This window comes from Ensifer oleiphilus (assembly GCF_013371465.1).
Lineage (GTDB): Bacteria > Pseudomonadota > Alphaproteobacteria > Rhizobiales > Rhizobiaceae > Ensifer > Ensifer oleiphilus.
On the sequence record NZ_JABWDU010000003.1, the window covers coordinates 299,254 to 315,808 of the forward strand.

At 60.6% G+C, this 16,555-nt stretch carries 16 protein-coding genes; 4 read left to right on the forward strand and 12 right to left on the reverse strand.

Annotation, left to right across the window (positions count from 1 at the left end):
- Positions 1-35: 35 nt before the first annotated feature.
- The 4 genes from HT585_RS14095 to HT585_RS14110 all read right to left on the reverse strand — a co-directional run bounded on the left by HT585_RS14095 (position 36) and on the right by HT585_RS14110 (position 4,790).
- Positions 36-1,616, reverse strand: a complete 1,581-nt coding sequence (locus HT585_RS14095; protein WP_176353533.1) for a hydantoinase B/oxoprolinase family protein — start codon at positions 1,614-1,616, stop codon at positions 36-38.
- A complete protein-coding gene (locus tag HT585_RS14100) occupies positions 1,613-3,625 on the reverse strand; it encodes a hydantoinase/oxoprolinase family protein (protein ID WP_176353534.1) in 2,013 nt (670 codons plus the stop codon). Before HT585_RS14100 ends, HT585_RS14095 begins: the two co-directional genes overlap by 4 nt.
- A 70-nt stretch (positions 3,626-3,695) precedes the next feature.
- The gene (locus HT585_RS14105; protein WP_176353535.1) at positions 3,696-4,091 is read right to left on the reverse strand and encodes an antibiotic biosynthesis monooxygenase family protein; all 396 of its coding nucleotides are present in this window, start codon (positions 4,089-4,091) and stop codon (positions 3,696-3,698) included.
- A 99-nt stretch (positions 4,092-4,190) separates the two neighbouring features.
- Positions 4,191-4,790 (reverse strand): helix-turn-helix domain-containing protein, encoded by a 600-nt coding sequence (locus tag HT585_RS14110; RefSeq protein WP_210270415.1) that lies wholly within the window; start codon positions 4,788-4,790, stop codon positions 4,191-4,193.
- Positions 4,791-5,132: 342 nt separating this feature from the next.
- Between HT585_RS14110 and HT585_RS32085 the strand changes: the two genes are divergently transcribed.
- The gene (locus HT585_RS32085) at positions 5,133-5,258 is read left to right on the forward strand and encodes a hypothetical protein (protein WP_281410681.1); all 126 of its coding nucleotides are present in this window, start codon (positions 5,133-5,135) and stop codon (positions 5,256-5,258) included.
- A 67-nt stretch (positions 5,259-5,325) separates the two neighbouring features.
- On the opposite strand, the gene HT585_RS14115 is transcribed toward HT585_RS32085, so the two are convergent.
- The 5 genes from HT585_RS14115 to HT585_RS14135 form a co-directional block, all read right to left on the reverse strand.
- On the reverse strand, positions 5,326-5,490 hold the full coding sequence (locus tag HT585_RS14115) for a hypothetical protein (protein WP_176353537.1): 165 nt from the start codon (positions 5,488-5,490) through the stop codon (positions 5,326-5,328).
- Between the two features lie 41 nt (positions 5,491-5,531).
- Positions 5,532-5,948, reverse strand: coding sequence for an Ohr family peroxiredoxin (locus HT585_RS14120; protein WP_176353538.1), 417 nt, complete (start codon positions 5,946-5,948; stop codon positions 5,532-5,534).
- 175 nt (positions 5,949-6,123) lie between these two features.
- Complete coding sequence (locus tag HT585_RS14125) at positions 6,124-7,446, reverse strand: sensor histidine kinase (RefSeq protein WP_176353539.1); 1,323 nt, start codon at positions 7,444-7,446, stop codon at positions 6,124-6,126.
- The gene (locus HT585_RS14130; protein WP_176353540.1) at positions 7,443-8,183 is read right to left on the reverse strand and encodes a response regulator; all 741 of its coding nucleotides are present in this window, start codon (positions 8,181-8,183) and stop codon (positions 7,443-7,445) included. The genes HT585_RS14125 and HT585_RS14130 overlap by 4 nt, the downstream gene beginning before the upstream one ends.
- A gap of 114 nt (positions 8,184-8,297) precedes the next feature.
- Positions 8,298-9,350 carry an alpha/beta fold hydrolase gene (locus HT585_RS14135; protein ID WP_176353541.1) on the reverse strand — a complete coding sequence of 351 codons (1,053 nt, stop codon included), beginning with the start codon at positions 9,348-9,350 and terminating at the stop codon, positions 8,298-8,300.
- Between the two features lie 237 nt (positions 9,351-9,587).
- On the opposite strand from HT585_RS14135, the gene HT585_RS14140 reads away from it, so the two are divergent.
- Positions 9,588-11,348: a cytochrome c biogenesis protein DipZ gene (locus tag HT585_RS14140; protein WP_176353542.1), complete on the forward strand. Its 1,761-nt coding sequence runs from the start codon at positions 9,588-9,590 to the stop codon at positions 11,346-11,348.
- Positions 11,349-11,891: 543 nt separating this feature from the next.
- A complete protein-coding gene (locus HT585_RS14145) occupies positions 11,892-12,089 on the forward strand; it encodes a hypothetical protein (RefSeq protein WP_176353543.1) in 198 nt (65 codons plus the stop codon).
- Between the two features lie 376 nt (positions 12,090-12,465).
- Here HT585_RS14145 and HT585_RS14155 read toward each other — a convergent pair whose 3' ends face one another.
- Positions 12,466-13,785, reverse strand: coding sequence for an epoxide hydrolase family protein (locus HT585_RS14155; RefSeq protein WP_176354165.1), 1,320 nt, complete (start codon positions 13,783-13,785; stop codon positions 12,466-12,468).
- Between the two features lie 98 nt (positions 13,786-13,883).
- Positions 13,884-14,324, reverse strand: a complete 441-nt coding sequence (locus HT585_RS14160; protein WP_176353545.1) for a VOC family protein — start codon at positions 14,322-14,324, stop codon at positions 13,884-13,886.
- A gap of 348 nt (positions 14,325-14,672) precedes the next feature.
- Here HT585_RS14160 and HT585_RS14165 point away from each other — a divergent pair, with 348 nt between their 5' ends.
- Positions 14,673-15,629 carry an alpha/beta fold hydrolase gene (locus tag HT585_RS14165; protein ID WP_425513745.1) on the forward strand — a complete coding sequence of 319 codons (957 nt, stop codon included), beginning with the start codon at positions 14,673-14,675 and terminating at the stop codon, positions 15,627-15,629.
- Here the strand turns inward: HT585_RS14165 and HT585_RS14170 are convergent.
- Positions 15,626-16,534, reverse strand: a complete 909-nt coding sequence (locus HT585_RS14170) for a LysR family transcriptional regulator (protein WP_176353546.1) — start codon at positions 16,532-16,534, stop codon at positions 15,626-15,628. The two genes, HT585_RS14165 and HT585_RS14170, sit on opposite strands and share 4 nt — an antisense overlap.
- Between the last annotated feature and the right edge of the window lie 21 nt (positions 16,535-16,555).

Genomic DNA, 16,555 nt, shown 5'->3' on the forward strand with positions numbered 1-16,555 from the left:
TTGTTGCTGTTTGGAGCTGGTCTTGTGCGTCTTCGTCAGGCTGCCTTGCCGAAGCCGCCGCCGCCGCCGGTCATGATCGACAGCCGATCACCCGCCGCGAGCAAAATTCCATTGGCTTTCAGAAGGTCGTCCCTGTTGACGCTGCCGTCTATTTCGACGCGTGGCGGAAGACCGGGCTCGCCCCCCATCAATCCCCAGGCAGGCGTTATCGACCGGTCCAGCCAAAGATAGAGCTGGGTCGGCGCGTCGAAACGATACCGACGCACGATACCGCAGCCACCGCGATTCTGGCCGGCCCCACCTGAACCCTCGCGAATGGCGTATTCGGTGACGGTCACCGGATAGCGCTCTTCCAGCGCCTCGACGGGCGTGTTCCGGAAACTGCCATTGAGCACGTTGATCACGCCATCGGCGCCGTCGGCGTTGGCCGACGCCCCCCAGCCACCGGCATGAGCCTCCACGCACATGTAGGATTGGCTGGGATCGTGCGGGTCCTGACCTGCGAAGTAGGTGATCATCGAGTCCCCGAACTGCGCAGCGGTAACGCGATCGGGCAGCACGGAGGAAAACGCGCTGATGAAGAGGTCGATCAAAAGACCAAACGACGAGTAGTACCAGGCACAGGCCGCCGGCTCGAGAGCGTCATGCAGCGAACCGGGTCGAGTAATGATCTCGATATTGCGGAAACATCCACCGTCAAACGAACGTTCTGGGGCCAAGAGCATCTTGTAGGCGACCCGCAGTGCGGCGACGGTCTGGGCGCGACCGCAGTTGATCGGTCCTTTCGTGGCGTCGGGGCTTTCGCTGAGGTCGACGACAAGCCGCTCGCCCTCGACATGGACCTTGATCGCGATTGGAACCGGCTGGCCGAGCACGACGCCGTCATTGTCCAAATACCCCCTACCCTCATAGAGGCCATCAGGAATGGCCGAGACCGATTGGCGATCTGCAATTTCGCTTTGACGGAAGATTTCATCGCGGCAAGCCTCGACGGTGGCGAGGCCGAAACGATTGATAATCTCCAGCATACGCCGTTGACCCGTCCGGCAAGAAGCGATCATAGCGTTGATGTCGCCAACGATCAGGTCCTTGCTACGGCTGTTCCTGCGAATGATGTCGATGATGTCCTCGACTGGGCCGTGTTTGTTCCCGATCTTGACCGGCCCGAAGCGTATCCCTTCCTGATAGACCTCAGTCGTCTCGGTTCCGCCGCCAGGATCGCGCCCGCCGACATCTGTGACGTCGGCGCGTGCAGCAACATAGCCAACCAACTCCCCTTCCAGAAAAAGCGGCGCAAACATCGTCACGTCAGTGAGATGCGTCCCCTGAATATAGGGGTCGTTGAAGAAGACGATATCGCCCTCCTGAAGCCAATCTTTCCCGCCGCGCAACCGCACTGCTTCCTTGACTGCCTGATCGAGACTGCCGAGGAAGAGCGGCAGGCCGCTCGACTGACCAAGAACGTCCGCATTGCGGTCGAGCAGCGCGACGGCTGCGTCGCCATTTTCATAGATCAGCGGCTGAAAGGCTGATCGCACCAAAGTCGCCAACATATCGTCGGCAGCGGACAGTAACAGGTTTCGAACGATCTCGGTGGTAACGACGTCGACGGTCATGGGTTGATTTTCCTGAGAATTAGAGTTCCGAACTGTTGTTGGCGCGCAGCCCATCCAGGCGGCACCAGCGTGGTCGAACCATCTTCCAGAATGATCGCTGGGCCGGTGACAACGTCCTGACGATCGAGGCTTTCACGGTGGACAATACGTGCCTCGTGGCGCTTGCCATCGATGGTCACTGTCCGCTTCGTTTCGCCCCGTTCTTCAGCCGACGTGTGCCGGTCGAGAAAATCGGCACCGATCTTTCCGGTTGCCGCAAGCCGCATCTGGACGAGTTCGACCGGCGCGCCTGGCATCGAGTGCCCAAAGCGCTGACGGTAGGTATCGTGAAACGCCTGCAACAGGCTTTCGGGATCAACCATCTGGACGGAAACGGGATGGGCCTGGCCGGCGTAGCGCATCTCAACTGTTGCGGAGTAGCAGGAGGCAACGTCCTCTACCCCTTCCTCCTGTAGAAGCCTGGCGCCCTGCTCACGAAGCAGGGCGTGTGTCTGCTCAAGGAGTGACCGAGCATCCGGGTTGTGGGCGAGACCACTCAGCGGGGCAGAAACGTCATGGCGGATGTCGGCATGCAACATGCCCCAGGCCGACAGCACGCCAGTGCCGAAGGGAACAATGACCTCCGAAATGCCGAGTTCGTCAGCCAGAGCGGCGCCGTGCAGCGGACCTGCCCCACCAAAGGCGAGGAGCGAAAAATCGCGAGGATCGATACCGCGACGCATGGTCAACGTCCGGATGGCATTGGCCATCATCGCGTTCGCCACAGCGAGCACGCCCGCGGCGGCGGCGTCAACGTCGATGTTCAATTCACGGGCCAGCGACCCCATCGCCTCCTCGGCTGCGCCAACATCCAGGTTCATCCGACCGCCAAGGAACCAGGCTGGATCGATCCGCCCCAAGAGAAGCTGCGCGTCCGTAACGGTCGGTTGCGTTCCACCGAGCCCGTAACAGGCTGGACCGGGATTGGCGCCGGCGCTCAATGGTCCGACGCGCAATCCGCCAGCTTCCGCACGCGCGATCGATCCACCTCCCGCACCGATCGTATGCAATTCCACCACCGGCATCTTCATCACGTTGTCGGCGATGTCGCCTTCCGCGGACAAGGTCATGCGTCCGTCGATGACCAAGCTCACGTCCGAAGACGTGCCGCCCATGTCGATGGCGATGATGTTCAGCCGGTTCAACGTTTGCGATATGGTCTCGGCAGCGACCACGCCCCCAGCGGGGCCTGACAGAATGGTTTGAATGGGCTGGCGCGCGACAAGTTCGGCCGAACAAATACCGCCGCTCGAACGCATCACGTGCAAGGGTGCTGTGCATTCCCGTGCACCAAGTTCCCGCACGAGTTCAGCCAGATAGGTTTCGACCGTGCGGGCGACATAACCTGTTGCGACCGTCGTCGATGTCCGCTCGAATTCTCCTTGTTCCGGCGCAATCTCGTGGGAGAGCACCACGGAGATCTGCGGAAGACGCTTGTGGAGCAGCGCCTTGAACTCGAGCTCATGAACAGGGTTCTTGTGGGCGTGCAGGAAACACACGGCAACGCTGCGCACGCCCTCGGCGGCCAGCCAGTTTGCGAGCCTATCGACGTCCGCCACCTCGAGCCGTGTCTCAACCGAGCCATCATGACGGATACGTTCACGAACCGTGTGGACGTCTTTTGGGTGAACCAGCGGATCCGGCTTCTTGGGCTTCAGACTCCAGATATCCTTGTTGCCTGCCCGTCCGAGCGACAACACATCGTGGAAGCCTTCGGTTGTCACCAGCGCAATGCGCTCACCGGTGCGCGACAGAATGGCATTCAATCCCGCCGTCGTACCGTGAACGAGAAAATCGATCTCCCTTGCTATGCCAAGTTCATCCAGTCCCTGCAGCATCCCCTTTGCAGGCTCACGGGGTGTGCTGAGCACCTTGTATGTTCGAGTGCTTTTGGCGTGGGTATCGATCACGACGATATCGGTGAATGTTCCTCCGATATCGACCCCGACACGCAAATGGGGCGAACTCATTTCTTCCTCCAGGTAAGACATTTCATATTGTCGCGCCCTCCTTCGGCCTTAGCCGACGGGCAAGATATTTTCAGGCACCGTGCCGGGCGCACGGACCGACCTCGTAGAGTTTGGCTGCACCCACAGCGTCAGCAGCACTGGAAAGCAAAGGCTGCATCTGCACGCCGTCCTCGTGGCGCCCGGCGGACTGCAGCCAGGTCTGGTAGCTTCCGACTGAGGCCCAGAGAGCTGTAACGAGCACCTCGTCGCCGTCAGGAAAAAGGGCTTGGACTTCGACCCCAAGGCATCCGGGCGACGCAAGGGCGCGTTCCGGAATGCGCCGATCCCGAAAGAATCGCAGTAGATCCTGGCTCCCGCCGGCTTTGGGCCTCAAGCTCAGCACACTTCTGATCATGAACATCTCGCTATCAATTTCGGTTTTCTTTTGCGGAGCCGGTTCACCCTGCCCGTCGTTCTCTGCAGCCAACAGAAATCCCTCTCCCGCCGGCGTCAGCCAACGGGCAGTGCAACTGCGTTCAAATCGGGATCTTCTAACTGCCTGCGTTCATTGGCAGTCGAGCGGCAACTAGGTCTCGGTCTCGATGTGAGGCGCGTCTTCCGGATCGTCTCCGAAATACTCCATCGTACAGGTATGGAGCATAACCGCGATGCGGTCCGTGTGGTTCCAGGTCGTATGGGTTCGTGTTGAGGCGTAATGCAGCGAGTCGCCCTGTTCCAACACGTAGACATTCCCCTCGATTTCGACGGTCAGCGCCCCCTCGACCATGAAGATGAATTCCTCACCTTCGTGCGACATCGGCTCGGTTCGGCGGCCGGGCGGCTCAGTGATGAGCGCGCTGCTCAGGACGCTTCCGGGGAACTTCGTGGAGAGACGCTCGTAGGTGGCCGAGTTCGGACCAATTGCATACGGGACCCGCTTGTTGTGGCGGGTGTCGGCCGCGCCTCCGACCGGCTGCTCCAGGAACTGGTTGATGGAGCTATCAAGCGCCCGCGACAACGCCAGCAGCGACGTCAGCGAAGGCATCGTCAGCCCGCGCTCGATCTGCGAAATAAAGCTGAAGGACAGCCCGGATTTCTCCGCCACATCCTTCAGGGTAAGCTTCAATTCCTTGCGTCGACGCCGCAGCCGCTCCGTCAGCCCGACGGAGCCATTAATCTGGTCCACAGACATCCCTCCCAGAATTGTTCTGTGACTACAATTTCGCCCAAGCCGGCGTCGCCGTCAAGAGAAATTGTAATGCCACTGCAATTTTGTATCTGTTAGCGGATCTGTGCTGACGGTATGAACCGTAAGAGGTCAATGGGTAAAAGCACTTCGGTCGGCAATGCCGATCCGACCAGCAGAATCTCAGTTCCCCGACGGACCCCGGTGAATGCGGGCAGGTTATTGTTGAGGAGTGCAGTTCGTCACGCCCATTGTAAGCGTTAGCGTTAGTCTCAGCGGCAAACCGCCAGCGAACCGACCTTGTCGGGTATGATAGCGCATATGGGCAAGATGGAGAGGGCAATGACGATGGAGAATCGGGATCTTCGTGAGCTTGTGCCCTGGCATCCACCGCTCGTCACGTCGTTTGCGGGCGGTCCATCTCCGCGTGAACTGGCCGCGCAAGCTCCGCGCATCGGCGTGCAGTGAGCGCGTGGAAGCGATAATTCCTCCTTGGGACGGCCGGCCAGACATGGCCGATCGCCCCATGGAGCTCCTATCTTCCTCTCATGGGCACATCAGGTGCAAGAGCCGAGACGGTATTGCCGAACATTGCGGTGATGCCGCCAACGAGAGGCGAAGGCTCTTTCGAGCTCGCATCGTAGATGCATGGCGTCGAGACGACGGCCGAGCAAAGCGCAAGGATGATAGCGAGTTTCATCACATGCTCCTTTGACTTGAGTGGGAGCTTGCGCCGCCTGCCTAGGCGACAGTGAACTCGACATTGATGTTGCCGTGTGTCGCCTTCGAATAGGGGCACGTCTGATGGGCTTCATCGACGAGCGCCCGCGCGACGTCTGGATCGATGCCGGGGATGCTGATCCTCATCCGGGCCTGCAGGAGATAGCCGCCCTCGGCCGCGGCAAGATCGACTTCGGTGTCGACAGAAAGGTCGTCCGGGAGCTTGATCTTCCGGGCTGCAGCGGCAAAGCCCATTGCCCCGATGAAGCAAGCCGACCAACCGGCCGCAAAGAGCTGCTCCGGATTAGTGCCGGGCCGAGCGCTACCCGGAGGCGACAGCTTGATATCGAGCTCGCCATCGCTGCTCCTGGCGACGCCATCGCGCCCGCCGGTGGTGCGGGTCTTGCCTGTATAGATAACCTTGTCGATCTTGGTCACGGGATCACTCCATCGCTTGTGTCGCATACCGTGCGACTGTGTTGACGGGGTGTGTTCTGACAGGCCAGCGTATCCGGCATGTTTTCAGAAGCGCCGGAAATGTATCAATGTGTAGCTATGCTCGCACCGGATACAGTCTCGGACACATGGCTGCCTAACCTTGTCGGGTCCAACGTCACGAGATCACCAGCTCGGCAGCCAGCCCGCCGCCATCACGATTGTAAAGCCGAACAGAGCCGCCGATAGCCGAGGCCAATTGTTGGGCGATGGCCAAGCCCAGACCAGTTCCGCCGGTTTCCCGATTGCGCGACTGTTCGAGCCGATAGAAGGGCTGCATGGCGGCCTCCAGGAGGTCATCCGGTATGCCCGGACCACGGTCCATCACCGTGATGGCGATCTCGCCCTGTTGCCTGCGGTCGACGCGGATTTCCGCCGCACCGGCGAACTTCAGGGCATTGTCGATGAAGTTCGATAGGATCCGGCGCAGTGCATGCGGCTTGGTCTCGATCCTGGCTTCGACGGCGCCGGTAACCGACACAGCCTTGCCCGTATCCTGATAGTCGTAGCAAATGCTCTCGACGAACGAGGCGATCTCGATGCGCGACGGCTTCTCGACGTTGCCATGCGCGCTGCGCGCATAGGCGATGCCGTCCTGCACCAGCCGCTCGATTTCGCCGAGGTCATTCAACAGCTTTTCCTTTTCCGGTGTATCGTCGGCGAGATCCGCCCGTAATCGCATGCGGGTGATCGGCGTCTGCAGGTCATGTGAGATCGCCGCAAGGATCTGCACGCGCTCGTCGAGGTAATGCGCGATCCGTTCGCGCATCGCGTTGAAGGCGCGGACGGCATGTGCGACTTCGCTTGGCCCCTCTTCACTCATCAACGGGGTCCTCCTGTTCGGATCCAGTGCATCGGCAGCCGAGGCAAGATCCGCAAGCGGTCGGATTGCCTGCCTGACGGCAAACCAGGCGCAGAACACGAGAAGTGCCATCTGCATCGCAAGGACATAGGGAAGCCATTGCGCCATCGGCATTACGCCTGTGGGCATGACGTCGATGGTCAGCGGGCTGCCGTCGCTGAGTGCAAGGTGGGCCTGCAGGCGTCTGTCGTCACCCGGAATGGACTCCACGCGCAGAGGAAAGCGGCCCCCCACTGCCTCCTCGATCCGACCGGCGATCTCCCGGCCTCTTGTCGACATATCAGGCGCGCCGGGAAGGCCGGCGCCGAGCACCAGCCGATAATTGCCGCGGCTGAGCCGCTGGAGCCAAGGTTCCCTTTCATCGGCTGGCAATCGGTCAAGAACAGCGATCGACGTCGCGATATCGGTCTCGAACGTACCCAGCATCACGGCCTTCGCAGACATGTAGCGCTCGGCGAAAAGCACGCTGAACGCCAGTCCATAGGCGATCACAAGGCCGACAAAGAAGATGAGGAAAAGCCGCGCCCTGAGGGTGCGGGGCCACAGCCCGCCGGATCGAAGCGCAACGCCTGCGGTCATCGGCGAGGCTCCGAAATCTCGACAGGCATGGAGAAGACATAGCCTTCGCTGCGCACGGTCTTGATATAGGTCGGCTCGCGCGCCTCATCCCCGAGCCTCTGTCGAAGGCGGCTCACCAACAGATCGATCGAGCGGTCGAAAAGCTCCGTTTCGCGCCCCTGGGTCAGGTTGAGCAGCTGGTCGCGGTTGAGCACCCGCTGCGGGTGATCGATGAAGACGCGGAGCAGCCGATACTCGGCGCCGCTGAGCGCAATCTCCGTACCTTCCTTGTCGAGCAGGTGACGGCCAACTGTGTCGAGCTGCCAGTCGCCGAAGGCAAGCAACTGACCGGCCTCTGATATCTGCAGATTGGGTGGCAGCATGCGGGTACGGCGAAGCACGGCCTTGATGCGCGCGAGCAGCTCGCGCGCGGCAAAAGGCTTGGGCAGATAATCGTCAGCGCCCATTTCCAGGCCGACGATCCGGTCGGTTTCATCGGAGCGAGCCGTCAGCATCAGGATAGGCGTTGCCTTGTGCTTTCCGGCCCGCAGTTCACGGCAGAGCACAAGCCCGTCGTCGCCCGGCATCATCAGGTCGAGTACGATCAGATCGGCCGTGTCGGCTTCGAGGAATTTCCGCATCTGGCGACCGTCCGCGGCGACGGTCGTTCTGAGGCCGTTCCTCGTGAGATAGCTGGAAACGAGTTCACGGATTTCGCGATCGTCATCAACAATCAGGATATGATCGACATGCTCCATCTCAAGGCTTCTTCCTTTGTCGGTGGACGTCCCCGGAGCGGCTCCGCGCCCCGGTTCCGTAGACTTTAAGCTGGTCGTCGCGAAGAGCAATTCCCAATGCGGCGACCGCCTGCGTTAGAGCCGGGCGACATCGAGCACCGCCTGAGCGAAGGCCTCCGGCGCCTCCTGTGGCAGGTTGTGGCCGATGCCGCCGGTGATCGTGCGATGTTCGTATCGTCCCGAAAACTTGGCGGCGTACACTGACGGTTCAGGATGTGGCGCGCCATTCGCATCGCCTTCCAGCGTGATCGTCGGCACAGAAATCTTCGGGCCGGTGGCAAGCTTTTCCTCAAGAGCATCAAAGCGGGCTTCGCCTTCTGCAAGGCCAAGACGCCAACGATAGTTATGGATCGTGATCGCAACGTGATCTGGGTTGTCTAGCGCCCGGGCTGACCGCTCGAAGGTCGCATCGTCAAACTGCCAGGCAGGCGATGCGGTGCGCCAGATCAACCCAGCGAACTGACGAGTGTTCTGCCGGTAACCCAACTGCCCGCGTTCGGTGGCGAAATAGAACTGATACCACCAGGCAAGCTCCGCCTCAGGCGGCAGCGGTTTCGCGTTTGCCATCCGGCTGCCGATCAAATAGCCGCTGACGGACACCATGGCTTGGCAACGTTCCGGCCAGAGCGCCGCCATGATGTTGACCGTTCGCGCGCCCCAATCACAGCCGGCAATGATCGCAGTTTCGATGCCCAGAGCATCCATCAATGCGATCATGTCTGCCGCGAGCGCGGCCTGCTGGCCGTTGCGCGGCGTCTCAGACGAAAGGAACCGGGTTGTGCCGTAACCGCGGAGATAGGGGACGATCACCCGATAGCCTTGGGCAGCGAGCAAAGGCGCGACATCGACGTAGGTATGGATATCATAGGGCCAGCCATGCAGTAGCAGGACGACGGGATCGTGCTCGCCCCCCGCCTCGGCATAGCCGATTTCGAGTTCGCCTGCCCTGATGCTGTTCAGGGATCCGAAAGAATTGTTGGCATCTGGCCTGACTGTCGGTCGCTGCATGGTCAATGCATCGGCTAACTGCGCCCGAGCAGCACCAGGCAGACCAAATTCAACAGCAGCGACAGCCGATGCCGCCATGCCGAACAGGCGGCGGCGGTTGAGATTGATTTCACCTGACATGGGGCTCTCCGTTCGTTCGATGACGATCGGGAGAAAGCCGTGCTCATGTATCCCGCTGATTTCCGCAGCGGCCTTTATTGTATCGCTGTGTAGCGCCATCAGCCTGTTCGTACAATTCGGTACGTTTTCCCCTCGCGCCGGACACATCCCGGATACGTCGCTCCAACTCCATGACAAGCGTTGCTGGAGCGGGTCGCCCCTCCGGAGACGCAGCAATCGATTTCAAGGGAAACGACGATGACGCTCGCTATCATTGCCTATCTCGGAGGTGCGCTGACCATACTCAGCCCCTGCATCCTCCCCATCCTGCCTTTTGTCTTCGCCCGCGCGGGCCAGCCTTTCATGAAGAGCACGCTGCCCATGCTGGCCGGAATGGCCGTCACCTTCGCCTTCGTCGCCACGCTTGCCGCTGTCGGTGGCAGCTGGGCCATCCACGCCAACGAATACGGCCGGCTTGCCGCTTTGACGCTGCTGGCGCTCTTCGGCGCCAGCCTGTTGTCGCCACGGGTCGCAGGCTGGCTGACGCGCCCTGCCGTCGACTTCGGCAACAAGCTCAACCGCGTTGCCGGCCATCAAGGCAGCCCGACTGTGTTGGGCTCGCTCACCCTTGGCATCGCGACCGGCTTGCTCTGGGCTCCGTGCGCCGGACCGATCCTCGGCCTGGTTCTGACCGGCGCCGCGCTCCAGGGAGCAAACGTCGCGACCACGCTGCTGCTTGTTGCCTATGCAGGCGGTGCCGCGACATCGCTCGCGGTGGCCCTGTTTGTCGGCGGCAAGATCTTTGCATCGATGAAGCAATCGCTCCATATCAGCGAACGCATCCGCCAGGGTCTCGGCGTCGCCGTTCTCGTCGGCGTCGCGACCGTCGCATCCGGCCTCGATACCGGGCTTTTGGCCCGATTGTCCTACGCAAGCACCTCGTCCTTCGAGCAGGCTTTACTGGGTCGGGTCGATACCCGAACATCGCCAAAGGTCGTGAGCAATGCAGCCGTCATGACGGCTCGCGATACCAAAGAGCCCTTCCTGAGCGATTTGCCAGTCGAAGGTATCGCCCCTCCGCTTGACGGCGCTGTCCAGTGGCTCAACTCGGCGCCACTCTCCAACCAACAGCTACGCGGAAAGGTCGTTCTGGTCGACTTCTGGACCTATTCCTGCATCAACTGCATTCGCACGATTCCTTATGTCCGCGCCTGGGCCGAGAAGTACAAGGACCAGGGTCTCGTTGTGATCGGTGTCCACGCCCCGGAGTTTGCCTTCGAAAAGAAGATAGACAATGTCCGTGCGGCGGTTGCGGACTTTGGGATCGACTATCCCGTCGCCATCGACAACGATTACCGGATCTGGCGCGCCTTCGAGAACAGCTATTGGCCGGCGCATTACCTGATCGATGCCAAGGGGCAGATCCGCTACCATCATTTCGGCGAAGGCAACTACGCCCAGACCGAACAGGCAATCCAGGATCTGCTGCGCGAAGCCGGAAACAAGATGGCGGCCGACGCGACGGTCGCGCCGGACGCCCAGGGTGCACATGCAGCGCCCGATCTCAGCCATATCGGATCGGGTGAAACCTACCTCGGCTACGAGCGTGCGTCCAACTTTGCCTCTCCCGAGGGTCTGCTCCCGGGCCGGCCGCGCGACTATTCCGTCGCCGAGCCCGGCCTTAACGAATGGGGCCTTTCCGGTCGCTGGGCGGTCGAAGCCGAAAGGGCTGTGCTCGACACCGCCGGCGGGGGCATCACTTATCGGTTCAAGGCCCGCGATCTTCACCTCGTGCTGGGTCCCGGTGAAGGTGGCAAGCCGGTTCGCTTTCGAGTGACGATCGACGGCAAGGCGCCCGGCAAGAACCATGGTGCGGATACCGACCACGATGGCAACGGCACGATCACCGCCACACGCCTCTACCAACTCGTTCGTCAGTCGGACCGGATCGAAGCCCGCAACTTCGAGATCCGATTTCTCGATCCAGGTGCGGAAGCCTACGCTTTCACGTTCGGCTGAGGGATCTAACACCTCCACCAACCACCAAGGAGTGCGGGCGAACGATCGGTTTCATGAAGCGCGGCGATGCGGCAACCCCTTCTACGCCTGCACCGGAACCGAACCTGGCACTGTTAAACCGCGCTACGCCTGCGCACTCGCCGCGCCGAGGGATACACAGCGCCTCTCACCTGCCAGCCCTCACGAGTGACCGAGCAATGTCGATGATGTCGTCGCGGGCTCGAGGTCGCCCGTGGATCGGGCGACCTCGAGCCCGCTGCGAAACGGCCGCTATCCTTTGCGCACGGCATGAGGACATGGCATTCAGTCACTCATCGGGCAAAGTCTTCTGCTGCTGGCGTGCATAGAATGGGCCACGTAAATGCACCCACAAATCGCGGTTTTCAGAAGCAGAGCCAAGCCGGCAGCGTCCCAGGGATTCTGTTCAACGTGATGTGTGCGGTCCGCGATTTTCGCTGGGACCAAGAAACTGGGGAATTCGAATGCAAAGGCAGCCGCCAGGTTAGACCGCCGTCATGCGGCTTCTGCCTCAGGAGTGACTTGATGGACCGTGTAGTCGGTGTAGCCTTGCGCGCCACCGCCGTAATGGGTCTCGCGAATGGACTTTGCCAGGATGTCGCGCCGCAGCCGCTCGACAAGGTCGGGTTTGGCAATGAAGGGCTGGCCGAAGGCATCACGATCAATCAGCCCATCCTGCAGGAACCCTTCGGCACGGCCTTTGCCCAGCGCGCGCCGGGGTGAGCGTGGCGGGATAGATTTCACGGAAGCTGCGAAGAGATCCTCCGAAAGCCCCGGGGAGCTGGCCGGTCCCTGGTCCTTCAGATGCACATAGGCGAACGAGCGGCCAGCGTAGGCGCCAGATGCATTTAGGTCTCCTCGATCTGCGGGTGATATTGAGGAACTGCTGCAACGGGTGGCCATTGGCTCGGTGGATTTCCACGCCGTCGAAGCCGGCGGCAACCTCACTGGTGGCAGAACGCGAATGGTACCAATGAATCAGCCAAAGTGGGCGGCGGGGTGCGACCGGCCTCAGTCCCGAGAGCCATTCCGGACGCCCCATGCCCAGCTTCACGCCGCGACTAATCAGTCGGGTTGGCTCCCCGCGACCGAACAACGCTCAGTTTCGAAAACGCATGGCCTTGAAACCGGCCCTGATCTCTTCCGCAAAGATTTCGGGTTCCTCCCACGCGGCAAAGTGCCCGCCTTTCGCGGCACGATTATAGTAGACGAGCTTTGGATAGGCGTTTGACAGCCATTTTCTTGGCGGCCGATAGACCTCCCCAGGAAACACGGTTACGGCAACCGGAACCTTGACAGCGGAGAGCTTAGCCCCCGCCTTGAGGTTCTCCCAATAGATGCGTCCGCTCGAGGGGCCGGTGTTGGTCAACCAGTACAAGGTGATGTTGTCGAGAATATCGTCTCGGCTCAGAGCCTGTTCCGGATGGCCTCGTGTGAACACCCAATCCGCGATCTTGTCGTAGATCCACGCCGCCAAACCCACCGGAGAATCCGCAAGCCCGTACCCGATCGTCTCCGGACGCGTGCTGAGGATCGATGCGTAGCCAAAACCGTTGTTGAGGAAATCGCGAGCCTCGTCGAAAACTCTCCTCTCTTCGCCTGACAAGCCGTCCGGAGCCGGCCCTCCACTCTTCAGCGCTTGGGCGGCGTCGGTCGGGAAAGTCGACCCGCGCTCGATCCGGTTGACGTGGATACCGAGCAGCCCTTCCGGCGCCTGGCGCCCGAGGGCGTCGCTGATGATTGCGCCCCAATCACCACCTTGCGAAACGTATCGATTATACCCGAGCCGTTTCATCAGCGTGTCCCAGGCCATCGCGATCCTCTGTGCGTCCCAACCCGTCGAGGCCGGCTTCTGCGAAAAGCCGAAGCCGGGGATTGAGGGGACGACAAGATGGAATGCGTCTTTAGCCTTGCCGCCATAAGCTGTCGGATCGGTTAGCGGACCGATGACATCCAGCAACTCAAAAATAGAACCTGGCCAGCCATGGGTCATGATCAGCGGAAGCGCGCTGTCATGGCGCGAGCGCACGTGGATGAAATGAATGTCCAGTCCGTCGATGTTCGTCAGGAATTGAGGAAACGCGTTGAGCTTTCGTTCCGCTCTGCGCCAATCGTAGCCAGACTCCCAGTAGGCCATGAGTTCCTGGAGCGTCTGCTGTTCGACGCCTTGGGAGCGATCTTTGACGGTTGCACTGTCGGGCCAGCGTGTCGCCGCAAGGCGACGTTTGAGGTCCACAAGGGCGGCCTCGGGAACCGCGGCCCTGAAGGGGCGGATATCGGCGCTTTTGATCGGCGCATCCATGTTGGCATTGGCGCCGGTCGCTGGCAGCACAACCACCGCTGCTCCGATCGCAGCACCCGAAAGCAGAAATGAGCGCCGCGTGAGCTGGCCCGGCCCCGTCTTATTTTCCAAGTCCATTTGAGGGTTCCCTTTGCGAACACGCACAATCCGTCATCCAACGGGTTTGGACGTAGCCCGGGACTCGCCGGTGTTGGAGAGGCCCGGGCTACTGATGGTCAGGCCTCGTCGGGCCCTTTGCGGTAGATCAGAAATTTGTTTCCTTCCGGATCGCGAAAATAGGCACAGTAAGGGTCGCCGCCATCAGGGCCTCTCGGACCGGGAGCGCCTTCGTCCGAACCGCCCGCCTCCAGAGCGGTCGCATGGGCGAGATCCACCTGCGCCCGCGAGCGGGCCTCGAAGGCAATCATGGTACCATTACCGGCAATGGCCGTCTCGCCATTGAACGGTTTGAGCACGCCGAACTCGAGGGCACGATGCCCGTAGTAGACAGCGCGTCCCGGCTGAACAAGCACGCGGCCGATGCCGAAGACGGCGAGAAATTTGTCGTAGTAGGTAGCGGCGGCGTCAAGATCGTTCGTGCCGACGGTTGAGTGGCCCGGGAGCGCTCTAGCATTTTCCGGGGTCGCTTTTCGCGAGGCGGATGTCATATCGTTCATTCTGATCTTCCTTTTATAGGCGAGCGATTTTTCGTCTCGCTATTTCGCTAAGCATCGACGTCAAAAACCGACGATCCGCGAATGAACGAAAATCTAGGAACGAAGCCGGGCGGCCAGCACCCAGCGGATTTGAGAGCCAACCTCTCATGCGAACACGTGGCTCGGTCGGGACAGCTGGGAGCAAGGACAGAGAACGGCACCACAAGAGCGGGCACTGGACTAAGCATCATGCCGCAGCACGGCTTTTGCTTGGTTCAAGAGGCTTCCTCTCAGAAACACCATCTGCCAGCAACCAGTCGAACATCGGATCTTGTCGGCAGGATCAGATAAACCAGAAGGACGCCTGACATGGTTATGCCACCGCTCAAGAATTTCATCGCAACCGCTTCCATGGCAATGGCTTCGGCAGCATCCGCACATGCCGGCGCCTCCATCTCCGTGACGGGGCCGAAGATCGATTTCATCAAGATCGACGAAACCATCACGCTGCGGCGCATGGTTACCAGCCCAGCATCCCCGAAGGGCATAGTTCTCTTCCTGCACGGTTTCCCGGAGACATTGATTGTCTGGAAGGAAATCGCGGAAGCATTGAGCAAGGACTACGAGGTGCATGCTTTCGACTGGCCTGGTTACGGCCAGTCTTCGCGCCCCTCGGCGCCGGAGTTTTCGTATTCGCCAAAAGACTACGCCAGGCTTCTGAAGGCCTATATCGCAAAGACGCGTGTCGACCGATCGAATTTGGTCATCTACGCCTCCGATATCGGCGGCCTTCCCGCATTGCTGTTGGCCATCGAAGAACCAACCGTGGCCAGGAAGATCATTGTCGGCGACTTCGCCCCGTTCAATCGGCCGCAGTACATGTACGAGAACCTGCAGAATCTCAAGGCGGAGCCGACGGCGACGCCGACGCTAGCTTATATGAACAAGACCAGCGACGAGATCCTGCAAAACGTGCATCGCCGCGGCCTCGCGCGGGAAACTCAGTACGAACTGTCGCCCGAGGTTGAAACCGAAATGAGGGCCTCCTGGACGCGAGCCGGCATGACGAGCGCCGACGCCTTTGCCCTCTATTATTCCCATTTCAATCGTGACCAGGACTATCTTGAAGCCAATCTTGACAAGCTCCGAACGCCGATAAAAGTGATCTGGGGCGATAGGGACATTTATATCCACCACGATATGGGCAAGGAGTTTGCCGAACGCACGAACGCGCAATTCGACGTCTTGAGCGGGATTGGCCACTTCCCGCATCTTCAGGATCCGGCAATAACTATTAGAGAAGTTCGCGCCGCCTTTGCCGACTAAGCCTGTGCCGCTTCGCCACGTCCACATGCAGAACGAAGGCGTGGAAGAGCCCAGTCGATGAAAGAGCGGACCTTCAACGTGAGCGGACCCTGCCGTGAGTAGACGATGTGGATCGGCAGGGGCGCTCCGTCGAAATCCTTCAAAACCGGCATGAGAGCCCCTGAGGCGAGTTCGTCCGGGACCTGGTAGTCGAACAGGCGCGCGATACCGGCTCCGCCAACCGCCGCGACCACGCAATTGGCCGCTGTATTGACCTCGAGGCGGTTGCGCGGAAGCGCCTCGAGGGGACGACCATCGACATTGAACGTCCAGAAGAAAGTCCGCTTGTTGAACAGTATCCCGTCATGCTCTGCGAGATTGCTCGGATGCTCCGGCACGCCCCGGCGCTGCAGATATGCCGGACTGGCACAGGTCAGCAGGCGGAACTCCCCCGCCCGAACTGCATAAAGCGAGCTATCTTCGAGATCGCCGAGGCGGATCGCGACATCGACCTGCTCATCCACCAGATTAACAGTTCTGTCGAGCGAGAGGAGATTAAGTGAGACCTCCGGGTGCTTCTCCATGTAGTCAAGCACGATCGGCATCACATAGCGGGCGCCAAATTCGATAGGCATTGTCACCGTCAGCATTCCGCGCGGGGTCTGATACTCACCAGCAGCCCGACGCTCGGCTTCGTCGAGATCTGCCATAATCTTGCGCGCTGCGTCGACGTACTCTCTGCCGGCATCGGTCAATTGAAGATTGCGGCTTGTTCGCACGAGGAGGCTCGCGCCCAGGTACTTTTCCAGCTCGGCGACCTTGCGGCTGACGCTTGGAAGCGGCGCGTTCAGTTTTCTGCTGCCGGCAGATATGCTCCCGGCATCGACAACGGCCAGCAACATTTTCATTGCTTCGAGGCGATCCATTATATTCCCCTTACCGGCTGG

Excerpts from the sequence above, each read along its gene's own strand:
- HT585_RS14095 (WP_176353533.1), bottom strand. The coding sequence starts at position 1,616 with ATGACCGTCGACGTCGTTACCACCGAGATCGTTCGAAACCTGTTACTG.
- HT585_RS14100 (WP_176353534.1), bottom strand. The coding sequence starts at position 3,625 with ATGAGTTCGCCCCATTTGCGTGTCGGGGTCGATATCGGAGGAACATTC.
- HT585_RS32085 (WP_281410681.1), top strand. The coding sequence starts at position 5,133 with ATGACGATGGAGAATCGGGATCTTCGTGAGCTTGTGCCCTGGCATCCA.
- HT585_RS14115 (WP_176353537.1), bottom strand. The coding sequence starts at position 5,490 with ATGAAACTCGCTATCATCCTTGCGCTTTGCTCGGCCGTCGTCTCGACG.
- HT585_RS14125 (WP_176353539.1), bottom strand. The coding sequence starts at position 7,446 with ATGACCGCAGGCGTTGCGCTTCGATCCGGCGGGCTGTGGCCCCGCACC.
- HT585_RS14130 (WP_176353540.1), bottom strand. The coding sequence starts at position 8,183 with ATGGAGCATGTCGATCATATCCTGATTGTTGATGACGATCGCGAAATC.
- HT585_RS14135 (WP_176353541.1), bottom strand. The coding sequence starts at position 9,350 with ATGTCAGGTGAAATCAATCTCAACCGCCGCCGCCTGTTCGGCATGGCG.
- HT585_RS14140 (WP_176353542.1), top strand. The coding sequence starts at position 9,588 with ATGACGCTCGCTATCATTGCCTATCTCGGAGGTGCGCTGACCATACTC.
- HT585_RS14145 (WP_176353543.1), top strand. The coding sequence starts at position 11,892 with ATGGACCGTGTAGTCGGTGTAGCCTTGCGCGCCACCGCCGTAATGGGT.
- HT585_RS14155 (WP_176354165.1), bottom strand. The coding sequence starts at position 13,785 with ATGGACTTGGAAAATAAGACGGGGCCGGGCCAGCTCACGCGGCGCTCA.
- HT585_RS14160 (WP_176353545.1), bottom strand. The coding sequence starts at position 14,324 with ATGAACGATATGACATCCGCCTCGCGAAAAGCGACCCCGGAAAATGCT.
- HT585_RS14165 (WP_425513745.1), top strand. The coding sequence starts at position 14,673 with ATGGTTATGCCACCGCTCAAGAATTTCATCGCAACCGCTTCCATGGCA.
- HT585_RS14170 (WP_176353546.1), bottom strand. The coding sequence starts at position 16,534 with ATGGATCGCCTCGAAGCAATGAAAATGTTGCTGGCCGTTGTCGATGCC.